5 protein-coding genes and 2 pseudogenes are annotated in these 9,873 nt (G+C 60.9%); 2 read left to right on the forward strand and 5 right to left on the reverse strand.

What is annotated here, in order from left to right:
* Positions 1–389 precede the first annotated feature (389 nt).
* Positions 390–2,492: a recombinase family protein gene (locus K408_RS0137400; RefSeq protein ID WP_028146168.1), complete on the forward strand. Its 2,103-nt coding sequence runs from the start codon at positions 390–392 to the stop codon at positions 2,490–2,492.
* Here the strand turns inward: K408_RS0137400 and istB are convergent.
* From istB to K408_RS44540, 5 genes and pseudogenes are all read right to left on the reverse strand, one after another.
* A pseudogene (gene istB, locus K408_RS40180) lies at positions 2,490–3,143 on the reverse strand (IS21-like element helper ATPase IstB); the annotation flags it as partial. The gene K408_RS0137400 and the pseudogene istB sit on opposite strands and share 3 nt — an antisense overlap.
* A gap of 20 nt (positions 3,144–3,163) precedes the next feature.
* Positions 3,164–4,465: an IS21 family transposase gene (gene istA / locus K408_RS0137410; RefSeq protein ID WP_049820478.1), complete on the reverse strand. Its 1,302-nt coding sequence runs from the start codon at positions 4,463–4,465 to the stop codon at positions 3,164–3,166.
* Between the two features lie 925 nt (positions 4,466–5,390).
* The gene (locus K408_RS40185; RefSeq protein ID WP_024342345.1) at positions 5,391–6,155 is read right to left on the reverse strand and encodes an NADH dehydrogenase ubiquinone Fe-S protein 4; all 765 of its coding nucleotides are present in this window, start codon (positions 6,153–6,155) and stop codon (positions 5,391–5,393) included.
* 493 nt (positions 6,156–6,648) lie between these two features.
* Positions 6,649–8,490, reverse strand: coding sequence for an ATP-dependent zinc metalloprotease FtsH (gene ftsH, locus K408_RS0137420; protein WP_024342346.1), 1,842 nt, complete (start codon positions 8,488–8,490; stop codon positions 6,649–6,651).
* A 594-nt stretch (positions 8,491–9,084) separates the two neighbouring features.
* A pseudogene (locus K408_RS44540) lies at positions 9,085–9,388 on the reverse strand (transposase zinc-binding domain-containing protein); the annotation flags it as partial.
* A 230-nt stretch (positions 9,389–9,618) separates the two neighbouring features.
* Here K408_RS44540 and K408_RS0137425 point away from each other — a divergent pair.
* Positions 9,619–9,873: transposase (locus K408_RS0137425; RefSeq protein WP_028146154.1), on the forward strand; the 255-nt coding region annotated here is incomplete at its 3' end.

Here is a 9,873-nt window from a genome sequence, read left to right on the forward strand (position 1 = left end):
GTCGTTGTCGCGCTGCCGGACGGCCGGCCGCGGGCAGTTCGGATCGCGTCGACGGATCTTGCCGAGACGCCGATCACGCCCCGCCCGAATGTTGCCGATCTGCCGCGCATCAGTGTCCGTACGCTGATCCCATTGATGCAACATTTGAGCGCGAGTCTGAGCCTTCTCGACGAGAAGGTGATTCGCGATGACCCACCGGCCGCTTCCAGGTCGCGTTGCGTATCGACCGCTGCCAACGTTGGCAAATCCACCCAGCCACCCGACGGCCAACATTCCGCGCCTGTGGCCGAATCTATCGACCGCGGCGCAAACTCAGATCGCTCAAATCCTCGCCACGCTACTGCGGCGAATGCAAGCGGTTCCCGGCACGCCCGGAAGGGGACTGGGTCGTGCTGATCAGCTCGACCGTCGCTGACGAGCGGCTCACGACTGCGCACCGAGCCAAGTTGGCCTATGTCTACGTGCGGCAGTCATCCGTGAACCAGGTGCGCCAGCACCAGGAGAGCACCGAGCTGCAGTACCGCCTCGTCGATCGCGCCATCGGTCTGGGCTGGCCGCCGGAGCGCGTCCAGGTGATTGACGAGGATCTGGGCAAATCCGGTGCTGGCGCTGTGGATCGTCACGGTTTCCAGAAGCTCATTGCCGAAATCGGCCTTGGCAACGCCGGTCTTGTGGTGAGCCTCGACGCTTCTCGCTTGGCCCGCAACAACCGGGACTGGCATCAGCTTCTCGAGCTGTGCTCGGTGTTCGGCGTTCTGATTGCGGATGGCGAGCGGCTTTACGATCCGCGCGCCTACCACGACCGCCTTCTGTTGGGCTTGTCCGGCATCATGAGCGAGGCGGAGCTGCATCAGCTTCGGATGCGCCTTCACCAGGGGGAACGCCAGAAGGCGGCGCGGGGCGAACTGCGGCTGCCCCTGCCAGCCGGGCTCGCCTATGATCGAGCCGGCACAATTATCCTCAATCCCGATGAGGAGGTGCAGGCCCGCCTTCACCTCGTCTTCGCCAAATTCCAGGAACTGCAAAGCGCCCGCCGTGTGATGCGTTATCTGGAAAGGAATGGATTGTCCTTGCCGGTTCGGCCCTTGCTTGGACCATCTCCCCACGAGATCGTCTGGCGTGCGCCAGATAGTGCACGCGTCCTTAATATCCTTCAGAATCCGGCCTATGCTGGGGCGTATGTTTATGGCCGCCGTCAAAAGGATCCGAGCCGATGCCGGCCGGGATCGCTGACGGGAACGGTCAAGGTAGCGATCGCGGATTGGGCGGTTTGCCTACACGCCGCTCACCCAGGCTATATCAGCTGGGAGGAGTTCATGGCCAACCAGGGGCGATTGGCAGACAACGTGTGCCGCTATGAGGCTGGACACTCTGGCGTCCCGCGCAAGGGGGCAGCCCTGTTACAAGGAATCGCGGTCTGCGGTCGTTGTGGACGGCGCATGAGCATGCGCTACACGGGCCCGAATGCCGACTATCCGGTCTATTGCTGCCGCTCGGATCGGGACCAGCAAGGCAGTGCATTGTGTCAGGAAGTCCGGGCCTTGGCGGTCGACGCGCTGGTTGAGCGGGTGGTCCTCGATGCCCTGATGCCAGATCAGATTGAGATCGCACTCGCGGCGGTGGGCCAACTGGAGCAGGAGAGCCGTCAGCTCGAGCGCCAGTGGGCGCTTCGCGCGGAGCGCGCCCGCTACGACGCCGAGCGTGCTCGGCGTCAGTATGACGCCGTAGAGCCCGAGAACCGTCTTGTAGCGCGCTCACTTGAGCGGGTTTGGGAAGAGAAGCTGCGTGTCGTCGAGACGGTCGAGCAGGAGCATGCGCGTTGGCGCGCGCAAGAGCCGCTTCTGATTGGCCCGGCGGAACGCGCGGGGCTACAAGCGCTCGGCGAGAGTCTGCCGCGGATTTGGAACGCGACCATCACGTCGGCAGCTGATCGCAAGCGCATTCTGCGATTTGTCATCCGCGAAGTGGTTCTTGATCAGAAGCGGACCAGAGGTCAGGTGTGGCTCAAGATCGTCTGGCAGACCGGCGCAACCAGCGAGCATCACGTACAACGGCGCGTTCACGCCTACCGCGATTACATCGACATTGATCGGCTGCGGCAACGGATCGTCGAGCTGAATGCTGAACACAAAATGGATGCTGAGATCGCGGCGATACTCAATCAGGAAGGCATCGTTGCGGCCCTGGGCTGCGCATTCAGCGGCAAGAACGTCTGGGTGTTGCGCACCCGCTGGGGCATCCGCACCGTCAAAATCAACGGCATGGACAGGAATCCGATGCGCTGGCCCGACGGGAGCTTCTCGATTCAGGGCGCAGCGGCTGAGCTTGGTGTAACCGCGCAAACGGTGTTCGATTATCTCGCGCGCGGATTGCTGGCAGGTCGTCAGCTAGCCAAAGGCCAGCCATGGCAGATCGAGCTCTCAGACGAACAAATCAAACAGCTTCGCAATCGGATACGACGCACCAAGCGGTCGAAGAAGGAGGCATCATGAAGTCATCGGCTCCGCGAACACGGTGCCCCATTCGGCAACGCTGCGGTTTGAGGTGATCAGCATGGCGCCAGTTTCGTAGCGGCGGCTGACCAACTGGAAGAACAGATGCGCCGCGTCAGGTTCCAGCGGCAGGTAACCGAGCTCGTCGACGATCAGCAGCTTTGGCTTCGACAGGGCGAGCAGTTTCTCGTCCAGCCGTCGCTCGCCGTGCGCCTTGGCAAGGCCCGCGACCAGTGTCGTCGCCGTGGTGAACTGCACCGTGTATCCGGCCAGGATCGCCTCTCGTCCCAGCGCGATCGACAAGTGCGTCTTGCCGACGCCCGGCGGCCCGAGCAACAGCACATTCTCGCCGTTGGCGATCCAACGTGACGCGGCAAGGTCACGGATCTGCTTTGGATCGATCGACGGCTGCGCCTCGAAGTCGAAGCCAGCAAGCTCCTTCACAGCCGGGAAGTGCGCGAGCTTCAGCGCCATCTCGACGCGGCGATGATCCTTGCGTGCGATCTCGCGCTCGCACAGCAAGATCAGCGTCTCACGCGCCGACAGGTTCGCGCGCGCGGCTTCGTCGAGCAGGCTGTCGAGCTGATCGCGGATGCCGGAGAGCTGCAATCGCGCCAGCATGGCATCTAGCGGATCGTTCGTTGCTTCCATTGCCTTTTTTGCCCTCGCCATCAGAAGCTTCCTCCGACCATGGCTTCGTATTCGGCAAGAGGACGTAACAACGACGGCGGTGAGGACGGCGCCGGCACAGCGATCTCCGCCCGGCGGACCGCGCCATTGCGACCAGCAACACCATCGAGATGGGCGGAGTCGACAATCCGCAGCCGGCGACCCTCCGATTGCTTGTGGACCGCGACCTGGTGCAATCCATGGCGGATCCGCACTTCGCCGGCCGCGATCGTTACCGCCACGCGCTCGCCAATCAGGCGCCACGGTACCGAGTAGCTGTTCGTGTCGATCTCGACGGCGCAATCATTGCCGACGACGCGGGACAGTTCACGCAAGGATCCAAACGAGGGCTGCCCGCCGAGCGGCTTCAACCGATGTATCTCGTCACGCGCGAAGCGGATGATCGGCGTCTCGCCGGTCGTGCCGTGGATCCGAACGTTCGCAACCTCTCGCTCCCATCTGTCGAGATGCGCCTCGAATGCTTCCCAACTTGGGAAGGAATGACCGGCGATCGCGTTCTTCTTCACGTAGCCGACGCCGTTCTCCGTCTTGCCCTTCGTGCGCGCCCGATATGGCGCGCAGGCGCGAGGGCGAAAGCCCCAATGTTTTGCGAAGGCTATCAGCTTGTCGTTGAACTGAACCGACCGGCTCACTGCGTCGTGCCGCACGACAAGCGCGCGTGGATTGTCCATCAGCACTTCCTCCGGCACACCGCTGAAGGTCGTGAATGTGCTCTCGAGCCCGGCGAACCAATGCTCCTGCCTCTCGGCCCGGAACGCACGCACATGGAGCCTTCGCGAGTGTCCAAGCGTTGCCACGAACACGAATGCCTTGACTTTCGCCCCTCCGATCTCGACCAGGCGCTCCCCGAAGTCGATCTGCAGCTGCCGGCCCGGGGGCGTCTCAAACCGCGTCGTCGCCAGCGCCTCCGCTTTCAGCGCCTGGCGATAGGGCTGCACGGCGCGTTGCAGTGTCCGCCGGCTGACGGCCACGCCTTTCTCGGCCAGCAGGTCCTGTCGCACCACGTCGGCATTGCCGCGATGCCGAATGAGCCTCTCGCGCAGCCAACCCTCAAGGCCGTCGAGACGCTTCGGCCGCTCAGGCGACTTGAACGGCTTCACCCCGCCCGCCGCCAAGTAGTCCTTCACCGTGTGGTGGCTGCAGCCCAGCTGCCGCGCAATCCGCTTCACACCCCACCCGCACGCCCTCAGGCGCATCATCTCCGCCACGTCATCCGGCGTCTTCATCATCTGCCCCCGTGGATCATTCCACGGCGAGCCTTCAGTGATTCGTTCCCGCTTCATTCACTCTCTCCTCAGCTATCCAAGGAGGGGGCAATCCCTTGTGACGCTGAGGGGGCAGTTTTCCATGGCGCGCGACACCATAATAGATCGGGGGCGCGGCAGCGGCCGCCAATGTTCCCGCGAACAATCCGAGAGCAAGCCCAGAAGTGATACCCGGGCCGCCCCAACCATGGTGACGCCAATGGGCCGAAGCCGGCGCCATCGTTCCGATGAGGAGCGTTGCCGCCGCGACGATTGTAAGAGCAAGCTTTCTCATATCATTTCCCTCAAGCTTCTACGCGCTCTCCGCACTAATCTCATCATGGTCCTCTTAGCCGAACCGCTGTTCAGCTATAGACTGAATTAGAAGTGTCCGGGGCAAGTTCAAGTGACAAACGTCCGTCGCCGTGCGGTTGTCTGTACGACATCAGCGCAACGGAGATGCTACCGCTCCCTTGCCGCGGACGCGCAAATCGTGGACGAGCGGGTCAGCTCCCATCGGCCGCGATCAGCGATAACCGGCGCGGGTCAAGGCCCAGTCGAGTTCGCGTAACGATGGCCGGACCAGCGCAAATTCCATCGCTGATTTGAACCTGGTCCTAACGGCCTGGGCGAAAGGAGTGCGGGGCGTTTTTGGTGGTCATTGCTCTCCGCCCTGTCGCAATTACCTACCGGGGTAGCCCTGTTGGTCGGGACCGTGCAGGGCACGTACGCGCTGACTGATTGCGGGCCTCATGGGCCTGCTGATTCGCGGCTTTCCCGAATGGGGCGCTGTGGGCGATTGGACTGGCTTTTGGGGGCGTAACACTGATAGGCATGGCTCTGGCCGCGCACAGCGAAAATCTCGACCGAGTGATCCATAAGCTGTCGAAGGGACACGAAGACGCTCGGTTGAGCCGGATCGTCGTTTCTCTTGAAAGCTGACGAACTGCAGGGCAGCGAGCCCTCATGCTGCCAGTTCTGTCCTAGACTCGTTGTCTTGGACAGAAGCGCCCTCCGGCGGAGGGCTCTTGGAATGAGTGGCAGCCCGTTCAAGCTCGAGCAAGGCGAACTCGACTTCAGGCAACCGCGATTGCCGCTGTCCTTGCGGTTTTTCGTCGGCGTCAGCTTGCCCGAACAGGTATTCGGTCCAGGCCCAGTTTATCAGGATCGAGCGTTTCGCCTCAAGTGAGAGAGAGGCATCCTTCACCACTGCCATGGGTGAAACCCACCCTTCGTCCCCTCGCAGGTCGTGGCGGGCTTCGGCGCCTGCAATGGCCTCCGTATAGCTCGTTTGCAGGGCACCAAGCCCCAGACGTTCGAGCGTTGCATCGGAGAAGGCGCGCGTAATTCCAGGGCCCACTTCGTATGACTCCGTGCGCTCGTGCCAAGGCGTCTGAACAGCGTATTTTAGCCCCTGCCGCTCAGCATAGCGAAGTGCTGATCTCAGGGTCGGAAACTTGAGCTCGACCTGGGCCAGCGGATCATCATCAGAGGTCCAACCCATCAAAGGCTCCAGGTAAGGGGCGGTGCGGCGCTTGAAGACGAGCCGCCAGTCTTGGCAATGAGCTCTTCCCGAACTCATCGGCGAAGGCGACGCCCTAAAGATGATGGCTATTGCACCCTTCGGAAAGACGGACGGGGTGAAAAGCTGGTCTGCCGGACGATTGTCATTGGCAGACACAGCCTCTGATACCGATTGTTCCAAGACTCTGGTTTTCACGACCTTCATGTTGTCCCTCCCATATCCGTGGACCGCACGGTTTGGCCGCGCCTCGTGGCAGTCCTATCAAAGGATGACTGAATGAATGATTTCGCGCCGCTTCTTTTGCAGCGTCACGGCCATCAAGTTGGGTATCTGCTCGCGAGCCTTCAAGAGCTCGCCAGAAAGTAGAACAGCGCCGCTGCTGTCCCGTGCTCACCCACTTGAAAGTTGCTCGGACGGTTCTTTGTTGTCCTCCAGCAGCTCTGACGTCGCCCCATGAGACTCCGGCCGGAGCCGTCAGGTGCTCCCGGCCGTAAAGCAAGGCGTCGTCCGACTGTATCCAGGCACACACCCGTGCTCATCAAAAATTCGGGATATCGACCGGCGTCTTCACTGAGTCTACGAGGGAGGTTCACCTACCGATCGCGGAAACCAGAGCTCTGTGAGACGCAAGGGGTTGAAGGCGCTCGTGATTGCGGAGACGCGGCGTCCTGCGCCCTCGGGGCAGGTGGGAAGTGAATCAGATCGCACGCAGACCCTCCCTGGGCATTTCCCGTATCAACACGTCAATGTCACTTTGCTCCAACGTTTCCTTCTCCAGTAGCTTCTTTGCCGCGCGGTCGAGGACCGGACGCCGTGTATTTAGGAGGCCCTGAGTGCGTTGGAAGACTTGATCTACAATCGCTTTCACCTCGCGATCGATCGCAGCGGCGGTCTCCTCCGCATAGTCTCGCTCGTGAGCTCGATAGGTCTGATCGGGTCCTCCGAGAAAATTGCCAGGCTCGCGGTCATAGGCAACGCTGCCGAGTTGCTCCGACATGCCATAGCGAGTCACCATGCTTCGCGCGATATCGGTTACCCGCCGCAGATCGTCGGCGGCTCCCGTCGATAGATGGTCAAACACAACTAGCTCAGCCGCACGGCCGCCGAGAAGTACGGCCATTTTGTTTTCCAACTCCTCTTTGGTCATCAGGAATCGGTCCTCGATGGGCCGCTGAATAGTGTAGCCCAGTGCGCCGACTCCGCGGGGGATGATCGAGACCTTGTGCACAGGATCGACACCGGGCAGTGAGAGCGCGACGAGCGCGTGGCCCATCTCGTGGTAAGCAACGATCTCGCGCTCCTTGGGATTGAGCAGCCGGTTGCGCTTTTCCAAACCGGCGACCATGCGCTCCACCGCGTTGTTGAAATCGCTCATGCTAACCGCTTCGGCCCCACGGCGTGTGGCTAGAAGAGCGGCCTCATTAACAAGGTTGGCAAGGTCGGCCCCGGTGAATCCGGGTGTTAAGGCCGCAACGGCTTCTGGCTGGACGTCACCTGCGAGCCGCACCTTCTTCATGTGGACGTTGAGTATATCGATACGGCCCTTCTTGTCGGGGCGGTCGACCAAGACCTGTCGGTCAAAGCGCCCAGCGCGCAACAGGGCAGGGTCGAGGATTTCCGGCCTGTTGGTTGCGGCGAGGATGACGAGCCCGGAGCGGGAATCGAAGCCGTCGAGTTCGACCAGCAGCTGGTTGAGCGTCTGTTCCTTCTCGTCGTGCCCGCCGGCGAAGGGGCCGATACCGCGGGCTCGGCCAAGGGCGTCGAGTTCGTCAATGAAGATGATCGCCGGCGCCTTCTCGTGAGCTTGCTGGAATAGGTCGCGCACCCGGGCAGCGCCAACACCCACGAACATCTCTACGAATTCAGAGCCCGAGATTGAGAAGAAAGGCACCCGAGCTTCGCCCGCAACCGCCTTCGCCAGCAACGTCTTGCCTGTTCCCGGCGGGCCAACCAGCAGCACGCCCTTAGGCATGCGGCCACCAAGACGACTGTAGTCGGTAGGATTTTTTAGAAATTCGACGACCTCGCGCAATTCGTCCTTGGCTTCGTCTACCCCCGCTACATCGGCAAACGTCACGCCAGTGTTGGATTCGACATAGATCTTGGCCTTGCTCTTGCCGATCGCCATTAGTCCGCCGCCAAGACCACCTCCCTCAGCCATGCGACGGCCGATGTACCACCATAGCCCAAAGAAAAGCAGTACGGGCATCACCCAGGAGAGGAGGTCTCGCAGAAAGGTGCTCTCGATTTGCCCGGTGAACCGGACGTTGTGCTTTTGGAGTTCTTGCGCCACGTCCTGGTCGACGCGCGTGGTCACAAATCTTTTCTGACCACCCGGCAGCGGCTCCTTTAACGTACCCTGCAATGTGCGGTCGGAGATGCCGACGGCGTCGACTTTGCCCTGCTGTAGCAGCTGTAGGTATTCGCTGTAAGGAATGACAGCGATCTGCGTAGCCGTCGCGATAAGATACTGAATGAAGAAGACCGCAAAAACGGCGACAAGAGCGTATCCGATATTGAAGCGGGTTTTGTTTGTCATGGCCAGACCCCTAATGTATAATGTGCAACCAACTTTGCCCAAACGCCTTTGACGTGGTCTTGGTTTCAACGTTGTGTTACGAGACTATCAGCCGGCTGCAATTTCGCTGGAGGATGCCCAACTAAGCAGTCGTAAGATTGTAGATCGCTTCTTTGGCCATTGCTCGTCGCCTAGAATGAGTTCATGCATCTTGAGGCGACGCCAGGTCGGGCAACGAGCACCCGATGACTGCTCCTTGACATAGTGCCTCGCGCCTTTTTCGGAGAACAAGGTTGGTGGCCAAGACCGCAGAACACTGTCCGTCAACCGGAGTGGTGAGCAGTGGCGGTGGGCCAGAACGAAGAGGCCGCCGAAAGAGGCAGCTTCATAGCCCAAACGAATTCCGCATGTGGCGTAGCATGTTCAGCGCGGCATCGGTGTAAGTGTGGAGGGTGTAAGACCGGTCTGCGACAACACTGCTAAAATCAAAGGCAGTAGTATGGTTTGCGGCTTGATTCCGAAAGCGTCCGCCTCGTGGTTACCGATTCTTAAGTAGGACGCTTCGACGTCCTCGCGAAGGACACGGTCGGGTGGCGCGTCTGTCCTCTGGTCTCCGGGCAGCGTTAACGCCATGTGACAGTACGGTACCCCCAACAGCTCAGTATCGCGGTCGGCGAGCCAGTCTTCGGCGGCGGCCTTGGCCGGGCAGTGCCGGTTGCGGCAAGATTTTGTAGGCGGTCGTGCTAAACACGCAGTCCGCTCAACACGCGAAATGTTCACCAAGTGACGCGGCGCTGCAGCGCTCGATCGCCGACATTACCTTCAATTGGTCGAGGCTAACATGGCCGGCATGTGCTTGACGTCATGCCGCGCCATGGTCGCAAAAGATGTCCGCAACCTCAAAGGCCAGGCATGACACGCGCGCGTCAGCCTTGGTTGTATCTCCTTGAGGCTCAAGTGCGATATGCTCCAGCGGGCTCATGACCTCGCTGATCGTTCTGCTGGCGACAGGGCGTCAACTTATGAAGAAACTCGTCACATATCTCCTTTCGCGCTCGTCGTTAACCCATCGATCTTTGAGCCACGGTGACCTGCCCCTGAGTATTTCCTCCAGATGGAGTTAGAGTCCGGCCTGAAAAGGACGGACAGATGAAGCGAGCAAGGTTCACGGAAGAGCAGATTATCGCCGTGTTGAAGGAGCATGAGGCCGGGGCGAAGACGGCCGACCTGGCTCGCAAGCACGGGATTTCCGAGGCGACGATCTACAACTGGAAGGCCAAATTCGGCGGCATGGATGTCTCCGAGGCCAGGCGGTTGAAAGCGCTCGAGGAGGAGAACGCGAAGCTGAAGAAGCTGTTGGCCGAGCAGATGCTCGATGCGGCCGCGCTACGCGAGCTTCTTTCA

Origin of the sequence: Bradyrhizobium sp. in8p8, from assembly GCF_000426845.1 — a bacterium.
GTDB classification, from domain to species: Bacteria; Pseudomonadota; Alphaproteobacteria; order Rhizobiales; family Xanthobacteraceae; genus Bradyrhizobium; species Bradyrhizobium japonicum_C.

Coding starts and splice junctions, on each gene's coding strand:
- K408_RS40185 (WP_024342345.1), bottom strand. CDS start 6,155: ATGAAGGTCGTGAAAACCAGAGTCTTGGAACAATCGGTATCAGAGGCT.
- ftsH (WP_024342346.1), bottom strand. CDS start 8,490: ATGACAAACAAAACCCGCTTCAATATCGGATACGCTCTTGTCGCCGTT.
- istA (WP_049820478.1), bottom strand. CDS start 4,465: ATGAAGCGGGAACGAATCACTGAAGGCTCGCCGTGGAATGATCCACGG.